16 protein-coding genes are annotated in these 20,037 nt (G+C 62.4%); 11 read left to right on the top strand and 5 right to left on the bottom strand.

The window, feature by feature from the left end; all coding sequences use genetic code 11:
* Positions 1 to 81: 81 nt before the first annotated feature.
* The 3 genes from ACZRMO_RS03550 to ACZRMO_RS03540 are packed head-to-tail and all read left to right on the top strand — an operon-like array spanning position 82 to position 2,660.
* Positions 82 to 396 carry an ArsR/SmtB family transcription factor gene (locus ACZRMO_RS03550; protein WP_017736896.1) on the top strand — a complete coding sequence of 105 codons (315 nt, stop codon included), beginning with the start codon at positions 82 to 84 and terminating at the stop codon, positions 394 to 396.
* 13 nt (positions 397 to 409) lie between these two features.
* The gene (locus tag ACZRMO_RS03545; RefSeq protein WP_207046967.1) at positions 410 to 1,576 is read left to right on the top strand and encodes an MFS transporter; all 1,167 of its coding nucleotides are present in this window, start codon (positions 410 to 412) and stop codon (positions 1,574 to 1,576) included.
* 28 nt (positions 1,577 to 1,604) lie between these two features.
* Positions 1,605 to 2,660, top strand: coding sequence for an alkene reductase (locus ACZRMO_RS03540; RefSeq protein ID WP_124525941.1), 1,056 nt, complete (start codon positions 1,605 to 1,607; stop codon positions 2,658 to 2,660).
* A 341-nt stretch (positions 2,661 to 3,001) separates the two neighbouring features.
* Here the strand turns inward: ACZRMO_RS03540 and ACZRMO_RS03535 are convergent, their stop codons facing one another.
* Positions 3,002 to 3,634 carry a TetR family transcriptional regulator gene (locus ACZRMO_RS03535; RefSeq protein ID WP_463971913.1) on the bottom strand — a complete coding sequence of 211 codons (633 nt, stop codon included), beginning with the start codon at positions 3,632 to 3,634 and terminating at the stop codon, positions 3,002 to 3,004.
* A 286-nt stretch (positions 3,635 to 3,920) separates the two neighbouring features.
* Here ACZRMO_RS03535 and ACZRMO_RS03530 point away from each other — a divergent pair, with 286 nt between their 5' ends.
* The 5 genes from ACZRMO_RS03530 (at position 3,921) to ACZRMO_RS03510 (ending at position 13,271) form a co-directional block, all read left to right on the top strand.
* Positions 3,921 to 5,066, top strand: a complete 1,146-nt coding sequence (locus ACZRMO_RS03530; RefSeq protein ID WP_124525943.1) for an efflux RND transporter periplasmic adaptor subunit — start codon at positions 3,921 to 3,923, stop codon at positions 5,064 to 5,066.
* 3 nt (positions 5,067 to 5,069) lie between these two features.
* Positions 5,070 to 8,231 (top strand): efflux RND transporter permease subunit, encoded by a 3,162-nt coding sequence (locus ACZRMO_RS03525; protein WP_463971912.1) that lies wholly within the window; start codon positions 5,070 to 5,072, stop codon positions 8,229 to 8,231.
* Positions 8,228 to 9,685, top strand: a complete 1,458-nt coding sequence (adeC, locus tag ACZRMO_RS03520; protein WP_463971911.1) for an AdeC/AdeK/OprM family multidrug efflux complex outer membrane factor — start codon at positions 8,228 to 8,230, stop codon at positions 9,683 to 9,685. The genes ACZRMO_RS03525 and adeC overlap by 4 nt, the downstream gene beginning before the upstream one ends.
* Before the next feature lie 269 nt (positions 9,686 to 9,954).
* On the top strand, positions 9,955 to 11,652 hold the full coding sequence (locus ACZRMO_RS03515; protein WP_463971910.1) for a molecular chaperone HscC: 1,698 nt from the start codon (positions 9,955 to 9,957) through the stop codon (positions 11,650 to 11,652).
* Positions 11,653 to 11,663: 11 nt separating this feature from the next.
* Complete coding sequence (locus tag ACZRMO_RS03510; RefSeq protein WP_463971909.1) at positions 11,664 to 13,271, top strand: J domain-containing protein; 1,608 nt, start codon at positions 11,664 to 11,666, stop codon at positions 13,269 to 13,271.
* Here ACZRMO_RS03510 and ACZRMO_RS03505 read toward each other — a convergent pair.
* Positions 13,268 to 13,417 (bottom strand): hypothetical protein, encoded by a 150-nt coding sequence (locus ACZRMO_RS03505; RefSeq protein ID WP_463971908.1) that lies wholly within the window; start codon positions 13,415 to 13,417, stop codon positions 13,268 to 13,270. The genes ACZRMO_RS03510 and ACZRMO_RS03505 overlap by 4 nt on opposite strands.
* Between ACZRMO_RS03505 and ACZRMO_RS03500 the strand changes: the two genes are divergently transcribed.
* The 3 genes from ACZRMO_RS03500 to ACZRMO_RS03490 all read left to right on the top strand — a co-directional run bounded on the left by ACZRMO_RS03500 (position 13,416) and on the right by ACZRMO_RS03490 (position 17,315).
* Positions 13,416 to 14,666 (top strand): OprD family porin, encoded by a 1,251-nt coding sequence (locus ACZRMO_RS03500; RefSeq protein ID WP_463971907.1) that lies wholly within the window; start codon positions 13,416 to 13,418, stop codon positions 14,664 to 14,666. The two genes, ACZRMO_RS03505 and ACZRMO_RS03500, sit on opposite strands and share 2 nt — an antisense overlap.
* Before the next feature lie 91 nt (positions 14,667 to 14,757).
* A complete protein-coding gene (locus ACZRMO_RS03495; protein WP_463971906.1) occupies positions 14,758 to 16,296 on the top strand; it encodes a M91 family zinc metallopeptidase in 1,539 nt (512 codons plus the stop codon).
* 119 nt (positions 16,297 to 16,415) lie between these two features.
* On the top strand, positions 16,416 to 17,315 hold the full coding sequence (locus tag ACZRMO_RS03490) for a polysaccharide deacetylase family protein (protein ID WP_463971905.1): 900 nt from the start codon (positions 16,416 to 16,418) through the stop codon (positions 17,313 to 17,315).
* 149 nt (positions 17,316 to 17,464) lie between these two features.
* Here ACZRMO_RS03490 and pcaC read toward each other — a convergent pair whose 3' ends face one another.
* The 3 genes from pcaC to ACZRMO_RS03475 are packed head-to-tail and all read right to left on the bottom strand — an operon-like array spanning position 17,465 to position 20,031.
* A complete protein-coding gene (gene pcaC, locus ACZRMO_RS03485) occupies positions 17,465 to 17,863 on the bottom strand; it encodes a 4-carboxymuconolactone decarboxylase (RefSeq protein ID WP_463971904.1) in 399 nt (132 codons plus the stop codon).
* 10 nt (positions 17,864 to 17,873) lie between these two features.
* A complete protein-coding gene (pcaD, locus tag ACZRMO_RS03480; RefSeq protein ID WP_463971903.1) occupies positions 17,874 to 18,665 on the bottom strand; it encodes a 3-oxoadipate enol-lactonase in 792 nt (263 codons plus the stop codon).
* A gap of 10 nt (positions 18,666 to 18,675) precedes the next feature.
* Complete coding sequence (locus tag ACZRMO_RS03475) at positions 18,676 to 20,031, bottom strand: 3-carboxy-cis,cis-muconate cycloisomerase (protein ID WP_463971902.1); 1,356 nt, start codon at positions 20,029 to 20,031, stop codon at positions 18,676 to 18,678.
* Positions 20,032 to 20,037 lie beyond the last annotated feature (6 nt).

The following is a 20,037-nucleotide window of genomic DNA, read 5'->3' as shown; positions in this document are numbered from 1 at the left end:
ATTCATATTGGCATATCGGAATATAACGATTTAAGGTTCGCCTCATCGCGATATAACGTTTCAAGACACCGAGCACCTGCCATGTCCATCGACCTCGACGAAATAATAAAAGCCCTGGCGCACCCAGTACGGCGAGACATCCTCAACTGGCTGAAAGACCCGAAAGTGCAATTCCCCGAGCAACTGCACAACCACGAATACGGCATCTGTGCCGGGCAGATCGACCAACGCTGCGGCTTGTCCCAGTCCACCGTGTCGGCCCACCTGGCGACGTTGCAACGCGCGGGTTTGATCAGCAGCCAGAAGGCCGGGCAGTGGCACTTTTTCAAACGCAACGAGGAAACGATCCAAGCGTTCCTCGATGCGCTCATCACCGAACTCAGCGCACCGCTGTAACAAGGAAACGATAATGCCCCTCTCGCTACTCATACTGGCCCTGAGCGCCTTCGCCATCGGCACCACCGAGTTCGTCATCATGGGCCTGTTGCCCGATGTGGCGGCGGACCTCGGTGTGTCGATCCCCGGCGCCGGCTGGCTGGTCACCGGCTACGCCCTCGGCGTGGCCATTGGTGCGCCGTTCATGGCACTGGCTACCGCCAAGCTGCCGCGCAAGGCTGCACTGGTAGCGTTGATGGGCATCTTTATCGTCGGCAACCTGCTCTGCGCCCTGGCCAGTGACTACAACGTGCTGATGTTTGCCCGGGTAGTCACCGCGCTGTGCCACGGTGCGTTCTTCGGGATCGGCTCGGTGGTCGCGGCCAACCTGGTGCCGGCCAACAAGCGCGCGTCGGCCGTGGCCTTGATGTTTACCGGTTTGACCCTGGCCAACGTCCTCGGCGTGCCGCTGGGCACCGCACTGGGCCAGGCGGCGGGCTGGCGCTCGACGTTCTGGGCGGTCACCGTGATTGGTGTGGTGGCGCTGATCGGCCTGATCCGCTTCCTGCCGGCCAAGCGTGACGAAGAAAAACTCGACATGCGCGCCGAACTGGCGGCTCTTAAAGGCGCCGGTATCTGGTTGTCGCTGACCATGACCGCACTGTTCTCCGCGTCGATGTTCACCCTCTTCACCTACGTCGCGCCGCTGCTGGGCGACGTCACCGGCATCTCGCCCAAAGGCGTGACCTGGACCCTGTTGCTGATCGGCCTGGGCCTGACCCTGGGCAACATCATCGGCGGCAAGCTGGCGGACAAGCGCCTGGCAGCCACCTTGATCGGCGTGTTTATCAGCATGGCGGTGATCTCCACCGCGCTGACCTGGACCAGCATCGCCGTGATCCCGACGGAAATCACCCTGTTCCTGTGGGCCACCGCCGCGTTCGCCGCCGTGCCAGCGTTGCAAATCAACGTGGTGACCTTTGGCAAGGCGGCGCCGAACCTGGTGTCCACCCTGAACATCGGCGCCTTCAACATCGGCAACGCCCTCGGTGCCTGGGTCGGCGGCAGTGTGATTGCCCACGGTTTCGGCCTGACCAGCGTGCCATTGGCCGCCGGTGCCCTGGCGATCCTCGCGCTGCTGGTGACCTTGATTACTTTCCGTCAGAACGGCGACGCCGACCTGGCCCCTGCGACCCACTGATCAACTTCAAAGAGAAAGGTGTTTTCCCATGACGACTATTTTCGACCCGATCAAACTGGGCGACCTGGAACTGTCCAACCGCATCATCATGGCGCCGCTGACCCGCTGCCGTGCCGACGCCGGTCGCGTGCCCAACGCGTTGATGGCCGAGTATTACGTGCAACGAGCTTCCGCCGGGCTGATCCTCAGCGAAGCCACCTCGGTGACGCCGCTGGGCGTGGGTTACCCGGACACGCCGGGCATCTGGTCCAACGACCAGGTGCGTGGCTGGGCCAACGTGACCAAGGCGATCCACGGCGCAGGCGGCAAGATTTTCCTGCAACTGTGGCATGTGGGCCGTATCTCCCATGAGTCGTACCTGAACGGCGAAACCCCGGTGGCGCCGAGCGCGATCCAGCCCAAGGGGCACGTCAGCCTGGTGCGCCCATTGGCCGACTATCCGACGCCGCGCGCCCTGGAAACCGCGGAAATCGCCGACATCGTCGACGCCTACCGCACCGGTGCAGAGAACGCCAAGGCCGCCGGCTTCGACGGCGTGGAAATCCACGGCGCCAACGGCTACCTGCTTGACCAGTTCCTGCAAAGCAGCACCAACCAGCGCACCGACCAGTACGGCGGCTCCCTGGAAAACCGTGCACGCCTGCTGCTGGAAGTGACCGACGCCGCCATCGAAGTCTGGGGCGCCGGCCGCGTGGGTGTGCACCTGGCACCGCGTGCCGACTCCCACGACATGGGTGACGACAACCTGGCAGAAACCTTTACCTACGTGGCCAGCGAACTGGGCAAGCGTGGTATCGCGTTCATCTGCTCCCGCGAGAAAGAAGCCGGCGACAGCCTCGGCCCGCAATTGAAGAAGGCATTTGGCGGCGTGTACATCGCCAACGAACGCTTCACCAAGGACAGCGCCAACGCGTGGCTGGCCGAAGGTAAAGCGGATGCAGTGGCCTGGGGTGTACCGTTCATTGCCAACCCGGACTTGCCGGCACGTTTGAAAGCCGATGCGCCGCTCAACGATGCACGCCCGGATACGTTCTATAGCAAAGGCCCGGTCGGTTACATCGACTACCCAACGCTGGCGATCTGATCGCCTGAAACGCAAAAAGCCCCGGCTCGCAAGAACCGGGGCTGATCGTTCCCACGCTCCGCGTGGGAATGCCACCCCGGACGCTCCGCGTCCGCTGTTGAAGGCAGTGACGCAGAGCGTCACAGGATGAGTTCCCACGCAGAGCGTGGGAACCAGCGTTCAAAGACCGGGAAACACTCCTTCACACCCCTGCAACAAAATCCCTACAAAATACTTAGCCGGCTACCTATCAACCCCTGGCCAGCACGTATATAAAGTCACCCCACAAATAAGGCAGAAGGACGATTGACCCTCCTTAAGCTTTACTGTTGACACAACCGGATGCAATTACGCATTTTGTCTCAATTGCGCAGGCTGGGGCTCAGGCGCAGCATGTCCAACCCGGCATCGACCCAGCGCTCAGCATCCTGATGCAGTTGGAAGCTGTCGGGGACCAGCAGCCACTGGCCAATCAGCCCGTTGATATAGGCATGAATACACACGGCACCACGGGTGGTGTCGAGGTTTTCCGGCAGCTGGCCACGATGCACTGCATTGCGCAGGGTCAAGCCGATACGCAGATTGCACTCTAGGCTGTGGGTCTGGCGCTGACGGCGCATGTCACACATTTCATCGGTGAATTCACACTTATGGAAGAGGATCTCATTGATGCGCCGGGTTTTCGGGTCCAGGGCCACTTGATGAAACAGATGGATCAACAGCTTGCGCATGCAGCCGAGCGGGTCGAGTTCGTCCTCGCTCTCACTGGCTCGGGCCAGTTCGTCCAGCGGCTCGTGCAACGTGTCGAGCAACGCTTGGAGCAAATCGGATTTGTTGCTGAAGTGCCAGTAGATGGCGCCCCGCGTCACGCCGGCCAACGCGGCGATGTCTGCCAGGGTGGTGCGCGCCACACCGCGCTCATAGAAGGCCTGCTCGGCGGCTTGGAGAATCTGGTTGCGCGTTTCCTGAGCTTCCTCTTTGGTGCGACGAACCATGGCAGTAAAACCTCAATCAGGACACTTGGGACGATTGTTAACGCACAATTAATAGCGGCTAACGATCATCTGAATATTTGTGGGACGACACCATCGTGGGTGCCGAACGTAATGAAATCGAGGCTTTGGGCGTTGCTTTGTCAACATTCCGCGAAGCCTGTCAAGAGTTTACAAACAACCGTGAACGTAAGTATATTGCGTAGCAAGCTACTTATCTACTCACAGCTTGTTTTTTACCCTTCCACATTTCTTGTGCGCACCCTGCGCGCCTGACCCGAGGATCTTCATGCAACTTAAGCCAGCTGTTACCGCTCTGGTCACTGCCGTCGCCCTGGCATCGCTGCTCAGCGGATGTAAAAAGGAAGAAGCGGCTCCGCCCGCTCAAACCCCTCAGGTCGGCGTGGTCACCATTCAACCGCAAGCCTTTACCCTGACGTCCGAGCTGCCAGGCCGCACCACCGCCTACCGCATTGCGGAAGTTCGCCCACAGGTCAACGGCATCATTCTCAAGCGCCTGTTCAAGGAAGGCGGCGACGTGAAGGAAGGGCAACAGCTCTACCAGATCGACCCGTCGGTGTATGACGCCACCCTGAAAAGCGCACAAGCCAGCCTGACCCAGACCAAGTCCATCTCCGACCGCTACAAGCAGTTGGTCGATGAACAAGCCGTCAGCCGCCAGGAATACGACACCGCCGTCGCCAACCGCATGACCGCCGAAGCCAACCTGCAAACCGCCCAGATCAACGTGCGCTACACCAAAGTGTTTGCGCCGATCTCCGGGCGTATCGGCCGTTCTTCGGTGACCGAAGGCGCGCTGGTCAGCAATGGCCAGACCGATGCCATGGCCGTCATCCAGCAACTGGACCCGATCTACGTCGACGTCACCCAGTCTTCGGCAGAGATGCTGAAACTGCGCCGCGATCTGGAAAGCGGCCAGCTGGAAAAAGCCGGCGCCAATGCCGCCAAGGTCAAGCTGACCCTGGAAGACGGTACCGACTACAACCAGGACGGCAAACTGGAATTCTCCGAAGTCTCGGTTGACCAGACCACCGGTTCGGTCACCCTGCGCGCCGTGTTCCCCAACCCTGACCACACCCTGCTGCCGGGCATGTTCGTGCACGCCCAGCTGCAAGCCGGTGTGAACAGCAAGGCCATCCTGGCGCCGCAGCAAGGTGTGACCCGCGACATCAAGGGCATCCCGACCGCGCTGGTGGTGAACAAGGACAACAAGGTCGAGCAACGCACCCTGGTTGCCAACCGTACGTCCGGCGCCTACTGGCTGGTGGAAAAAGGCCTCGACGCCGGTGACCGCGTGATCACCGAAGGCCTGCAATTCATCAAGCCGGGCATCGAAGTCAAGGTCAAGGACGCCGACAACGCCAAGCCTGCCGGTTCTGCTGCTCCTGCTGCCGCTGCTGGCAAAGGGGAGTAATCCATGTCGAAATTTTTTATCGACCGTCCCATTTTCGCCTGGGTAATTGCCCTGGTGATCATGCTGGTCGGGGCACTGTCGATCCTGAAGTTGCCCATCAACCAATACCCGGCCATCGCGCCGACCGCCATCGACATCCAGGTGACCTACCCAGGCGCGTCCGCACAAACCGTGCAGGACACCGTGGTGCAGGTCATCGAGCAACAGCTCAACGGTATCGACAACCTGCGTTATGTCGCCTCGGACAGTAACTCCGACGGCAGCATGACCATCACCGCGACGTTCAACCAGGGTACCAACCCGGACATCGCCCAGGTTCAGGTACAGAACAAGCTGAACCTGGCGACCCCACTGCTGCCGCAAGAAGTGCAGCAGCAGGGTATCCGCGTGACCAAGTCGGTGAAGAACTTCCTGATGGTGATCGGTCTGGTGTCGGAAGACGGCAGCATGACCAAGGACGACCTGTCCAACTACATCGTGTCCAACATCCAGGACCCGATTTCCCGGACGGCGGGTGTGGGTGACTTCCAGGTCTTCGGTTCGCAGTACGCCATGCGTATCTGGCTCGACCCGGCCAAGCTGAACAACTACCAGTTGACACCGGTAGACGTCAGCAGCGCCATCGCCGCGCAGAACGTGCAGGTGGCCACCGGCCAACTGGGCGGCCTGCCTGCCCTGCCCGGCACTCAGCTGAACGCGACCATCATCGGCAAGACCCGTCTGCAAACCGCAGAAGAGTTCGGCAAGATCCTGATGAAGGTCAACGCCGACGGTTCGCAGGTTCGCCTGCGTGATGTTGCGCGCATCGAACTGGGCGGCCAGAACTACAGCATCAGTGCACAGTTCAACGGCAAGCCGGCTTCCGGTATGGCGATCAAGCTCGCCTCGGGCGCCAACGCCCTGGACACCGCCAAGGCCATCCGCGCCACGGTTGCATCCCTGGAACCGTTCTTCCCGCCAGGCATGAAGGCGGTGGTGCCGTATGACACCACCCCGGTTGTGACCGAGTCGATCTCCGGTGTTGTGCACACCCTGGTCGAAGCGATCGTGCTGGTGTTCCTGGTGATGTTCCTGTTCCTGCAGAACTTCCGCGCCACCATCATCACCACCATGACTGTACCGGTGGTATTGCTGGGTACGTTCGGTATCCTCGCGGCGTTCGGTTTCACCATCAACACCCTGACCATGTTCGGCATGATCCTGGCCATCGGCTTGCTGGTGGATGACGCCATCGTCGTGGTGGAAAACGTCGAGCGGGTAATGGCCGAGGAACACCTGTCGCCCAAAGAAGCGACGGTCAAGTCCATGAGCCAGATCCAGGGCGCCCTGGTGGGTATCGCCCTGGTGCTGTCGGCGGTATTGCTGCCAATGGCCTTCTTCGGCGGCTCCACCGGTGTGATCTACAAACAGTTCTCCATCACTATCGTTTCGGCGATGGCGCTGTCGGTACTGGTTGCCCTGATCTTCACCCCGGCCTTGTGCGCCACCATGCTCAAGCCAATCGACCCGGAAAAGCACGGCCAACCCAAGCGTGGTTTCTTCGGCTGGTTCAACCGCACCTTCGACCGTGGCGTACTGAGCTACGAGCGCGGCGTGGGCAACATGATCAAACACAAATTCCCAGCGTTTTTTGTGTACCTGGTCATCGTCGTCGGCATGGTCTGGTTGTTCACCCGCATTCCAAGCGCGTTCCTCCCGGAAGAAGACCAGGGCGTGATCTTTGCCCAGGTGCAAACCCCGGTCGGCTCGTCGGCGGAACGTACGCAGAAAGTCATCGACGACATGCGCGCCTTCCTGCTGAACGACAAGGAAGGCGAGCCAGGCGAAGGCAAGGCTGTGAAGTCGGTGTTTACCGTGAACGGTTTCAACTTCGCCGGCCGTGGCCAGAGCTCGGGCCTTGCGTTCGTGATGCTCAAGCCATGGGATGAACGCGACGCCTCCATGTCGGTGTTCGAAGTGGCCAAGCGTGCCCAGGGTTACTTCTTCGGTGCCTTCAAGGACGCCATGGTGTTCGCCATCGTGCCGCCTTCGGTTCTCGAATTGGGTAACGCCACTGGTTTCGACGTGTTCCTGCAAGACCAGGGCGGCGTCGGCCACGAAAAACTGATGGAAGCGCGTAACCAGTTCCTTGGTATGGCCGCACAAAGCAAGATCCTTGCAGGCGTGCGTCCTAACGGCGTGAACGATGAGCCGCAATACGAGCTGACCGTTGACGACGAGAAGGCCAGTGCCCAAGGCATCACCCTGTCGAGCATCAACCAGACCCTGGCGATTGCCCTGGGTGGCAGCTACGTCAACGACTTCATCGACCGTGGTCGGGTGAAGAAGGTGTACGTGCAGGGCGAGGCCGCTGGCCGTATGTCCCCTGAAGACCTGGACAAGTGGTTCGTGCGAAGCGACTCCGGGAAGATGGTGCCGATGTCGGCCATTTCCTCGGGCAAGTGGATCTTCGGTTCGCCGAAACTCTCGCGCTACAACGGTGTAGCGGCGATGGAAATCCTCGGTACCCCGGCACCGGGCTACAGCACCGGTGATGCCATGGCCGAAGTCGAGCGCATCGCCAAGCAATTGCCGGCGGGTGTCGGCTATGCGTGGACCGGTCTGTCGTACGAAGAACGCCTGTCCGGCTCCCAGGCGCCAGCGCTGTACGCACTGTCGCTGCTGGTGGTGTTCCTGTGCCTCGCGGCACTGTACGAAAGCTGGTCGATCCCGATTGCGGTGGTGCTGGTAGTGCCGCTGGGTGTGGTCGGGGCGTTGATCGCCACGAGCATGCGCGGGTTGTCCAACGACGTGTTCTTCCAGGTGGGCTTGTTGGTGACGGTGGGCCTGGCGGCGAAAAACGCCATCCTGATCGTCGAGTTCGCCAAAGAGTTGCACGAGCAAGGCAAAGGCATTGTCGAGGCGGCCATCGAGGCATCCCGCATGCGTCTGCGGCCGATCATCATGACGTCCATGGCGTTCATCCTCGGCGTATTGCCGCTGGCGATTTCCTCGGGCGCCGGCTCAGGCAGCCAGCACGCGATTGGTACCGGCGTTATCGGCGGTATGATCACGGCCACTGTCCTGGCGATCTTCTGGGTGCCACTGTTCTTCGCAACCGTGTCTGCCGCGGGCGAGCGCAAAAAGACTGAACCTACTGAAACCCCTAAAGAGGCTGGCCTATGAGCAAGTCGCTCCTTTCCTTAGCCGTCACGGCATTCGTGCTCAGTGGCTGCTCGCTGATACCTGACTATCAGCGCCCTGAAGCGCCGGTGGCCGCTCAGTTCCCGCAGGGGCCGGCGTATTCGTCGGCCCAGGCGCCGAACCAGGCCGCTGCCGAGCAGGGCTGGAAGCAGTTTTTCCATGACCCTGCCCTGCAACAGCTGATCCAGGTTGCCCTGGAAAACAACCGCGACCTGCGTGTCGCGGCGCTGAACATCGACGCCTATGCCGCGCAGTACCGCATCCAGCGCGCCGACCTGTTCCCGGCCGTCTCGGCCAATGGCAGCGGCAGCCGCCAGCGGGTGCCGGCGCGTGCCTCGCAGACCGGCGAGTCGAACATCACCAGCTCGTACTCGGCCACCCTCGGGATCAGCTCCTATGAGCTGGACCTGTTCGGCCGTGTGCGCAGCCTGAGCGAAGAAGCCCTGCAAAAGTACTTCGCCACCGAAGAAGCCCGACGCAGCACGCAGATCAGCCTGGTCGCCAACGTGGCCACGGCCTACGTGACCTGGCAGGCTGACAAAGAGCTCCTCAAGCTGACCCAGGACACCCTCGGCGCCTTCGAGCAGAGCTACAAGCTGACCTCGCGCAGCAATGAAGTCGGCGTGGCTTCGGCCCTCGACCTCAGCCAGGCGCGCACCTCGGTGGAAAACGCCCGGGTTGCCCTGGCGCGTTACACCCGCCAGGTGGCCCAGGACGAAAACAGCCTGACCCTGCTGCTGGGCACCGGCCTGCCGGCGAATATCGCCAGCCAGCCGCTGTCGGACAACCTGCTCAGCGAAGTGCCTGCCGGGTTGCCCTCGGACTTGCTGCAACGTCGTCCCGACATCCTGCAAGCCGAGTACAACCTCAAGGCCGCCAACGCCAACATCGGCGCCGCCCGTGCAGCGTTCTTCCCGAGCATCAGTTTGACGGCCAACGCCGGCACCCTGAGCCCGGACCTGAGCGGCCTGTTCAAAGGCGGCTCGGGCACCTGGTCGTTCGCCCCGCAGATCAACATCCCGATCTTCAACGCCGGCAGCCTGCGCGCCAGCCTGGACTACGCGAAGATCCAGAAAGAGATCAACGTGGCGACCTACGAGAAGGCCATCCAGACCGGCTTCCAGGAAGTGTCCGACGGCCTCGCCGCGCGTGAGACCTACAAGGAACAGCTGGAAGCCCAGCGTGGTTTCGTCGCCGCCAACCAGGATTACTACCGCCTGGCCGAGCGTCGCTACCGCATTGGCGTGGACAGCAACCTGACGTTCCTCGACGCCCAGCGCCAACTGTTCAGTGCCCAGCAATCGCTGATCACCGACCGCCTGGCGCAGCTCACCAGCGAGGTCAACCTGTACAAGGCCCTCGGCGGTGGCTGGAACGCCCAGACCGCGAAGAACGAGCCGTTGAAAGAAGAAGCACCGGCGCTGAAGTTGTTCTGATTGCGCTGCTGTAGCTAGACAAAACCGCTTCCCTCACCGGAAGCGGTTTTTTTATGCCCTGAATGTGTCTTTTGTGGGAGCTGGCTTGCCTGCGATAGCGTCGCCTCGGTATGACTGACACACCGAGGTGTCTGCATCGCAGGCAAGCCAGCTCCCACAAAAGCCAGCCCACACAAGCCCGCCCTAAACCCGTCACCTTGCATTTCGTTCAACCTTTCAGGATAAAATTGGTCACAGATTCTTACAGACCACAGAGGGAGCTTGTCGTAATGATCGTAGGAATCGACCTGGGGACCACCAACAGCCTCGCCGCCGTCTGGCGCGGTGACGCCGCCGAGATGGTGCCCAATGCCCTTGGCCAGTTGCTCACCCCCAGCGTGGTGGGCCTGGATGACCAAGGCCGCATCCTGGTAGGCCAGGCCGCCAAGGAGCGCCTGCACACCCACCCGCACCTGACCACCTCGCTGTTCAAGCGCTACATGGGCAGCGCCACCGAAGTGCGCCTGGGCGACCGCTCGTTCCGCCCCGAAGAACTCTCGGCACTGGTGCTCAAAAGCCTCAAGGAAGACATCGAACGCACCTACGGCCACACCGTCACCGACGCCGTGATCAGCGTGCCCGCCTACTTCAGCGACGGCCAACGCAAAGCCACGCGCATCGCCGGTGAGCTGGCCGGGCTCAACGTCGACAAACTGATCAACGAACCCACCGCAGCCGCCCTCGCCTACGGCCTGCATCAGCGCGACAAGGAAACCTCGTTCCTGGTGTTCGACCTTGGCGGCGGCACCTTTGACGTGTCGATCATCGAGCTGTTCGACGGCGTGATGGAAGTACGCGCCAGCGCCGGCGACAACTTCCTCGGCGGCGAAGATTTCGACACCCTGCTGCTGGAACACTTCGTCGACAGCCAGCGCCACGCCGCAGGTTTCCCGCCCACCAGCAGCGTCTTGCACGCCCTGCGCCGTGAAGCCGAGCGCGTGCGCAAGGCCCTGGGCCAGGACGACAGCGCCGAATTCGCCCTGCGCGTCGACGGCCAGCAATGGGTCAAAACCATCACCCAGCAAGAACTCACCAAGCTCTACACGCCCCTGCTGGAGCGCCTGCGTGCGCCCATCGAGCGAGCCCTGCGCGATGCGCGGATTCGTGTCGGCGACCTGGATGAAATCCTTCTGGTGGGCGGCACCACACGCATGCCGCTGGTGCGCAAGCTCGCCGCCGGTTTGTTCGGGCGCTTCCCGTCCATCAGCCTCGACCCGGACCAGGTGGTCGCCCACGGCGCCGCGATCCAGGCCGCGCTCAAGGCGCGCTCGGCAGCGCTGGAAGAAGTGGTACTGACCGACGTCTGCCCCTACACCCTGGGCATCGAAACCTCGCACCAATATGGCGGCCATATCGAAAGCGGCCACTACCTGCCGCTGATCGAACGCAACAGCAGCGTGCCGGTGAGCCGGGTCAAGAGCGTGGTCACCCTGCACGACAACCAGAGCCAGGTGCTGCTGAAGATCTACCAGGGCGAAAGTCGCCTGGTCAAAGACAATATCGAGCTGGGCCAACTGGACATTGCCGTGCCCAAGCGCAAGGCCGGCGAGGTCTCGCTGGAGGTGCGCTTCACCTACGATAACAACGGCCTGCTGGAAGCCCAGGTCAACATCCCGCTGACCGGCGAGCAGCACTCCCTGGTGATCGAGAACAACCCCGGCGTGTTGAGCCCGGGCGAAATCCAGCAACGCCTGCAAGCCCTGGCGCTGCTCAAGGTCCACCCGCGCGACCAACAGGTCAACACCGTGCTCAGCGCCCGCCTCGAACGGCTCTACCAGGAAAACCTCGGCGAGCTGCGCGAACAATTCGGCCACTGGGCCGCGCAGTTCCAGCAGGTGCTCGACACCCAGGACGAGCGGCGCATCCGCGAGGCCCGCAGCGAACTGACCCGCCAACTCGAACAGCTCGACAACGGGTTCTGGCGCTGAGGAAACACCCCATGGATTGCTGGACCGTACTGCAACTGCCGGAAGACACCGACGAACGCACCATCAAGCGCACCTACGCACGGCTGCTCAAAAGCTGCCGTCCGGACGATGACGCCGAAGGTTTCCAGCGCCTGCGCGAAGCCTACGAAGAAGCGCTGGCCTACGCACGCTGGCGCGCTGACTGGGAAGACGACGACACCCGCGTGGAAGAGCCCGTGGCCGCACAGACCTACGGCAACCTCAACGACCTCGCCGAGCTGATGGACGTCAGCGTCCTGCACCAGGCCCCGCTTGAAACGCCCAAGCCCGACCCGGCCCAGGCGCTGATCAGCGGCCTCAACCTGCACAATCTCGACGAGCGCTGGGCCCAGGCGCAGCAGCAAGGCTGTAGCGAAGCGTTCCAGGCCGGCCTGTTAAGCCATTGCTTCGACAGCCCCGGCGAGCGCGGTGCGATTGTCAGCTGGGCCGTGCACCACCTGGAATGGCTGACACCCTGGCAACAGGTGGCCATGACCCCGTGGCAACACGACGCGCTGACCGGCGAGCTGCTCCAGGAATACCGCCGCACCTTGCAGGAACTGCTGGAGCAAAAGGCCGAACGCGAGTTCATCACCCAGCTCAGCCAGTACAACAGCCAGGCCTGGCTGCGGGTGTTCGACCTGCAACAACAATGGCAACGCATCGTCCTGCACCTGCTCCACGACACCACCTGGAGCGTGCCGCTGTTCGAGCGCGTGTGCCAGGCGTTCGGCTGGGACGACCAGCAAGGCGTATACCCGGAACCGGCGTGGATGTGGCGCGACCTGGCCGCGCGTTGCGAGCAGGAAAGTTTTTACGAGCACTTGCAGACCAAAGCGCAGGACCCCACCTGGAAATCCGCCGATGCCATGGCGGCGCGCCTGCTGCTGACGCCCCTGTCCGACACCCAGCAAAGCTGGATGACCGCGCAATTCAGTGACAACGACTGGCAGGCCTGCCAACAACTGGCCGAAACCCTCAACTGGCGTTATCCGCAACTGCTGGAACGCCTGCCCCAGGCCGACGTGTTTTTCTGGCGCAAATTCCTCCCGCGCCCGGTGTCCCATCGCAGCTGGATACGGCTGTGGGGCGCGCTCGCCTTGGCCACGGGACTGGCCATCGCCCCCGAGACCAAGACACTGAGCACCGAGGCGGTCCTGGTGGTGCTGCTGACGGTCATTCCGGCCTTCCTCGCGATCCGTGCCACCCAACTGTGGGCCGCCGTGACCTCACGCTTGATCATCCCCGACTTGTGGCTGACCCAGCGCCTGCTGCCCGAACGCTTCAACCCGCATCAGCAGTGGCTGGTGCTGCGCCACGGCATCCCGCAACTGTGCCTGCTGGTGTTCTTCGGCATGCTGCTGGGGGTGATGGGCATGCTGGGGTACGCCGGGATGATCCTGATCCACTGGCTGCACCCCAAGCGCATCGGTCAGGTCAGCGAGCACGTCGAGCACTATTACCCGTGGTTCAGCGGCCTGCATTGGGCGCATTGGAGCCCGTTGCAAGTGGCGTTCCTGACGGTGATGGTGCCAGCCACCCTGCTGTGTCAGCGCTACCTGCCCGAGATCCCCTGGACCAGCCTGGCGCACGTTCTTTAGGCACAAAAACGCCGGGCCCCAGCGCCCGGCAACTTGCGTGCGATCATCGCCCACAACCCGCCCTCCCCCGATTGAACCGCTTGCACCCCGCCCCGCACCATGGCCCGCACCTGCACAACCCCCAATAACAATAGGTTCAACGCCATGAGCACATTCCATCCTCGCCAGCTATTGCTGGCTGCAGCCGTCACCAGCCTTGCCTTGCCCGTCGTCGCCGAAGAGCACGGCTTCCTGGAAGACGCCAGCGCCAACCTCAACCTGCGCAATTTCTTCTTCAACCGCAATTACACCAACCCCACCAAGACCCAGGGCGGCGCGCAGGAGTGGACGCAGAGTTTCATCCTCGACGCCAAGTCCGGCTTCACCCAAGGCACGGTGGGTTTCGGCGTGGATGTGTTGGGCATGTACTCGTTGAAGCTCGATGGCGGACGCGGCACCGGCGGCACCCAGTTGCTGCCGCTGGACCACGATGGCCGCCCGGCGGACGAGTTCGGGCGCCTGGGCGTAGCGTTCAAGGCGAAGATCTCCAAGACCGAATTGAAGGTCGGCGAATGGATGCCGGTGCTGCCAATCCTGCGCGCGGACGATGGCCGCTCGCTGCCGCAAACCCTGCGCGGCGGGCAGATCACCTCCAGGGAAATCGACGGACTGACCCTCTACGGCGGCCAGTTCCGCGCCAACAGCCCGCGTGACGATAGCAGCATGAGCGACATGTCGATGGTCGGTAAAACCGCCTTCACCTCCGACCGCTTCAACTTCCAGGGCGGCGAATACGCGTTCAATGACAAGCGCACCCAGGTCGGCCTGTGGAACGCCCAGCTCAAGGACATCTACCGCCAGCAGTTCGTCAACGTGATCCACAGCCAGCCCTTGGGCGACTGGACCCTGGGCGCCAACCTCGGCTTCTTCTACGGCAAGGACGACGGCAGCGCCCGCGCCGGCAGCCTCGACAACAAAACCTGGTCCGGCCTGTTCTCGGCCAAGTACGGCGGCAACACCTTCTACGTCGGCCTGCAAAAACTCACCGGCAACAACGCCTGGATGCGCGTCAACGGCACCAGCGGCGGCACCCTGGCCAACGACAGCTACAACTCCAGCTACGACAACGCCCAGGAGAAATCCTGGCAACTGCGCCACGACTACAACTTTGCCGCCCTCGGCGTGCCCGGCCTGACCCTGATGAACCGCTACATCAGCGGCAGCAACGTACACACCGGGACCATCACCGACGGCAAGGAATGGGGCCGCGAAAGCGAAGTGGGTTATACCGTGCAAAGCGGCGTAGCCAAGAACCTCACCGTGCGCCTGCGCAACTCCAGCATGCGCCGCGACTACAGCAACAATGAGTTCGATGAAAACCGGTTGATCGTCAGTTACCCGATCAGTTTGCTGTAAGACCTCATTACAACCTCGTAGGAACGTTTTGGCACAGGCGGACACTTCCAGAAGGTAGGCATACCGCCTGACTCTTCGAAAAGGATCTCAAATGGAAGTGTCCAAAAGCCTTGAAAACGCGCACCGCCCTCCTGTTAAAGGCGAGCACAACTCGACGCAAGCCCCTGTAGTCTCAGTTGAGAACAGTCGCTACGTACCCGCCGCCGCCCCGCCACTGCCGTTCACACCAGATAACCAGATCCAGGCCTACGTACAACCGGTACTGGATGACGGCAACTTGAAGGTCAGTTGCCAATCGATCTGGGAACAGGATGTGACCTACAGTCTGCAGAACAGCCTGATCCTCGAAACCGGTGACAAGGCCGATCAGATTCATGTCAGCCAGACACGCGCGGGACAGTTGGACGTTCGGGTCAACGGTCAGTTGTATCGTTTCGACAGTGAGGATAAAGACGGCAAGCCCCTGACCTTTCACTTCAAAACCCATGACGGTGCGGACAACGTCTACCTTGACGCCAATGTGACTCACCCCATCATCGTGGAGGCCGGCGACGGCAATGACCGCGTGCAGGCCGGTAGCGGTTACACCCGCCTGTTCGGCGGCAAAGGCAATGATGTACTGCGTCTCGGCAGTGGCCTGGGTTATGCCGAGGGCAACGACGGTGACGACACGCTCTTGGGCGGCACTGGCGATAACACCCTGTACGGCAACAATGGCAATGACCGTCTCTACGCCGGTGCGGGGCCCAAAGGCAAAACCAGCAACCTGGATGGCGGCAACGGCAATGATCGACTGTACGCCGGTAGCGGCCATACGGTGCTGCATGGCGGTGCCGGTGACGATCGCTTGATCGGCCACGACCGCAGCACCTTCTACACCGGCGACGGCCGCGATACCGTCATTGCCAATCGTCCAGGCGACCTGATCTACGCTCAACCCGGCGACACGATAAACCACCTGAACGGCTCCCTATTGACCACTGTGTCGGCCGACCCCGAGCCCCAAACAGGATTTGTGATCAAGGGCTCGGCCGAGTTCATCCAACGGGTGGAGGACGATCTGGCCCTGCTGCGCCTATCCCCCACCGGTAAACAGATGTTGGCCGTGATGAGCGCTATCGCCCAGCGCAACGGCGCACCAGTCACACTCGTCGAAGACCTTCTCGACATCGGCAGCGGCTATACCTATGGCAGCCAGGAACTCAAGACATTGCAGCAGTACGAACGTCCGCCCGTGGTCGGCGACGATCCTAAGTGGGGTTTTATGGTCAATGGTGTGCCGGGGTCACGGGCTGATCGGGCTGAAATAGTCTATAACCGCTCAGCGTTGGATGTACTGACGGGGGTCACCTACTCCCCCATCACGACGCTGTATCACGAGATGGTCCACGCCTGGAACGCCGCCAATGGCACCGCGTTGGCGGGTTCAACAGCGGAAGTGTTTGAAGGTAAGACCTACGATGTCCCCAACAGCGAACGTCAAGCCGTAGGACTGCCCACATCGGCAGAGCCGTTTGATTTCGATAATGACCCCGCCACTCCAAAGACCACGACCAACCCCGCCCCCTTCACTGAAAACGCCTTGAATGAAGAAATGGGCAAGCCGCTGCGCGCCCAATACGCCGGCTGACACTTAGCGACGCTCGTTTGTCAGCCTGTAACCTTACACAGCCGATCTTGCTGTATGGTGCGCGCCTGCCGCTGCTGAGCTGAATCAGCAGCGGCTTCTTATTCGAGCCCGTGCACACCATGAAATCCTTCGCTTTAGCGTGCGCCCTGTTTGCCCTGGCCTTGAGCCTCAGCGGCTGCATCGGCGCACCCATCGCCCTCACGCCGCAAACCGAACAACGCCTGCAAGCCCAGGCGCCGATCCGTTTCCTGCTGACCTTCGATGACGGTCCCAGTGCTTCCGGCTACAACAACCCGAGCCGCTCGGTGATCGCCGACCTGGCGCACAACCCGGTGTTGCCGGGGATCAAGGCGGTGTTCTTCCTGCAGACCGAGTCCTCACGCTCCGGTGGCAGCTCACGTGGGCGCAAGACCATGGAGCGAGAGTACGCCGGCGGGCACATCCTGGCCTTCCACACGGCCACGACGTTTCATACCAACCATCGCTGGCTGAATGACGCCGAGCTGGAAAGCACCCTCAGCCAAGGCGCAGCCGACATCGCTTCGATCACAGGCCGCCCGCCTCTGCTGGTACGCCCGCCGTTCTGGAACTACGACCGCCGCACCTTTGCCGCCTACCAGCGTCATGGCATGCACGTGCTGCTGACCGACTTGAGCGCCAACGACGGCAAGATCTGGGGCTTCAACGGCAGCCCGCGGCGCCGCGCGAATTTGTATCGCCAACTGTCGGTGGTGCGCGAGCGCATCGCCCTGGGTGAATTGCCGACGGTGGACGGAGTGATTCCGGTGGTGGTGACGTTCCACGACATCAACCGCTACACGGCGCGGCACATTCAGGAGTACTTGCAGATCCTGCTGGACAGCGCACGGATCAACGGCATGAAGACGGCGGCCGAGCCGTTCTACACCGACACGGCCCAGCTCGAACGCGCCGCGCTGGCCCGCACGGTGAAGGATGTGAGTGAACCGGTGCATCTGCCGGGCGTGTGGAACTGGGTGTGGGACGCCGATTCCCACTGACACCCGAAAATGATCGTTCCCACGCTCTGCGTGGGAATGCCGCCGGTGACGCTCTGCGTCACGTCTTCAAGAACGGACGCGGAGCGTCCAGGGATGCATTCCCACGCAGAGCGTGGGAACGATCAACAACAGTTGATTGCATTTCAGGTTCAGGACGGTTGCCGGGATTCCACGCCCAGTTCATCCCATACCGACTCCGCCAGGTGAAAGGTGGCATTCGCCGCCGGTATCCCGCAGTAGATCGCGCTCTGCATCAGCACTTCCTTGATCTCGGCACGGCTCACGCCATTGCTGGCGGCGGCGCGCAGGTGCAGCTTGAGTTCTTCATTGCGGTTCATGCCGATCAGCATTGCAATGGTGATCAGGCTGCGGGTGTGCCGGGGCAGGCCCGGGCGGGTCCAGATATCACCCCAGGCGTGGCGGGTGATCATGTCCTGGAACTCGCTGTTGAACTCGGTCAGGGCGTTGAGGCTGCGGTCGACATGGGCGTCGCCCAGCACTTCGCGGCGCACTTGCAGGCCGTCGGCGTAACGTTGTTTCTCGTCCACAAAAAACTCCTCAGTGGGCCAGCAAAAATTCGATAACCCGATCGCTGAACGCAGCACCGGCCTGGACATTGGACAGGTGCGCCGCATAGAACTCGGCGTATTCGGCGCCCTGCACATGGTTCTGGATAAAGTGGCTGCCCTCTGGTGGCGTAACCGCGTCGTCGGTACCGGCAATCACCAGGGTCGGGGCCTTGATCGACGCCAGTTGCTCGCGAAAATCCGCATCGCGCACGGCGGCGCAGTTGGCGGCATAACCTTCGGGGGATGTGGCGGCCAGCATGTCGGTGATCTGCTTGGCCTGGTGCGGATTGGCCGCCGCAAAATCGGCGGTAAACCAGCGCGCAATCGACGCATCACGCAGGGCGACCATCGCCGCCGTGCCGTCGCGCAGGACCATCTCGATACGCGGGTCCCAAATCTGCGGCGTGCCGATCTTGGCGGCGGTGTTGCACACCACCAGGCGGTGCAGGCGCTCGCCTGCGTTGATGCCCAGCCACTGGCCGATCAAGCCGCCCATGGACAAGCCACAGAAATGCGCGCGTTGGATATCCAGCGCATCCAACAGCGCGATCACGTCGCGGCCCAGTTGCTCGATGCTGTAGGGTCCCTCGGTGACCAGGGATTTGCCATGGCCACGGGTATCAAAGCGCAACACACGGAAATGCTCGGTGAACGCCGGGATCTGGATGTCCCACATGTGCAGGTCGGTGCCCAGGGAGTTGGACAGCACCAGGACCGGCGCCCCCACAGGGCCGTCCAGTTGGTAATGCAGTTCGCCATCGGCGAGTTGTACAAAGGCCACGGTGGTCTCCTCAAGAGAAGTGTTCGGTTACGGCGCGGCTGACCCAGGTGCGGGCCAGCCCCAGGTAATGGGCGGGGTCGAGCAGGCGGTCGAGTTCGGCCGCGGACAACTCGGCGGTGACCTGGGGTTCGTCCGCCAGCACCGCACGCAAGTGCCGCCCTTCGGCGACGGCGCGTTTGCAGCAGTGTTCCAGCAGATGGTGTGCGGTCTCACGGCCCAGGCGCTGGGCGAGCACGATGCTCACGGCTTCGGCCAACACCAGGCCTTGGGTCAGGTCGAGGTTGTGGGCCATGCGCTGCGCGTCCACTTCCAGGCCTTCGCTCACCAGCAACGCCTGTTGCAGTGCGCCGGACACCAGCCGGCAGATCTCCGGCAGGGTTTCCCATTCGGCATGCCACAGGCCCAGGCTGCGTTCGTGCTCTTGAGGCATGGCGCTGAACATCGTCGCCACCAGGCCGGGCACGCGGGTGGCGGCGCTGATCAGCACGGCGGCGCCCACCGGGTTGCGTTTGTGCGGCATGGTGGACGAGCCACCTTTGCCCGGCGCGGAGGGTTCGAATACCTCCCCCGCTTCGGTCTGCATCAACAGGCTGATGTCGCGCCCCAGTTTGCCCAGGCTGCCGGCGATCAGGCCGAGCACGCTGGCGAACTCCACCAGGCGATCGCGCTGGGTGTGCCAGGGCTGTTCGGGCAGGCTCAGTTGCAACTCATCGGCCAAGGCTTGTGCCACCGGCAGTGCTTGTTCGCCGAGCGCCGCCAACGTGCCGGAGGCGCCGCCGAATTGCAGCACCAGCAAACGCGGTTTCAACTCGGCCAGGCGTTGTCGGCTACGGGTCACCGCCCCCAGCCAACCGGCGATTTTCATGCCCAGGGTGACCGGCGTCGCATGCTGCAACCAGGTACGTCCAGCCAGCGGCACGTCGGCATACCGCTGGGCCTGGGCGGCGAGGATATCGCCCAGGCGCGCCAAATCCGTTTCGATCAGCACCAGCGCCTGGCGCAGTTGCAGCACCAGGCCGGTGTCCATCACATCCTGGCTGGTGGCGCCCAGATGCACATAACGCTCAGCGCCAGCGTCTTCACTGGCGATCAACTTACCCAGCGCCTTCACCAGCGGAATCGCCGAGTTGCCCGCCGTGGCAATCGCCACGCCGAGGGCATCGACGTCGTACAGCGAGGCCAGGCAAGCCTGGGCAATCGGCGCGACGGCGGCTTGCGGGATCAACCCGACCTTCGCCTCGGCCCGGGCCAGCGCCGCTTCAAAATCCAGCATGCCCTGCAAGCGTCCCTGATCGCAGAACACCTCGGCCATGCTGCCCGCCGTGAAGTAAGCGTCGAACAGTTGATTGCTCGTGCGCAGTGTCATAACCCG

The organism is Pseudomonas sp. B611 (assembly GCF_055407965.1).
The sequence above is the reverse complement of the archived record's forward strand: the minus strand, read 5'-3'. Positions and strand labels throughout refer to the sequence as shown.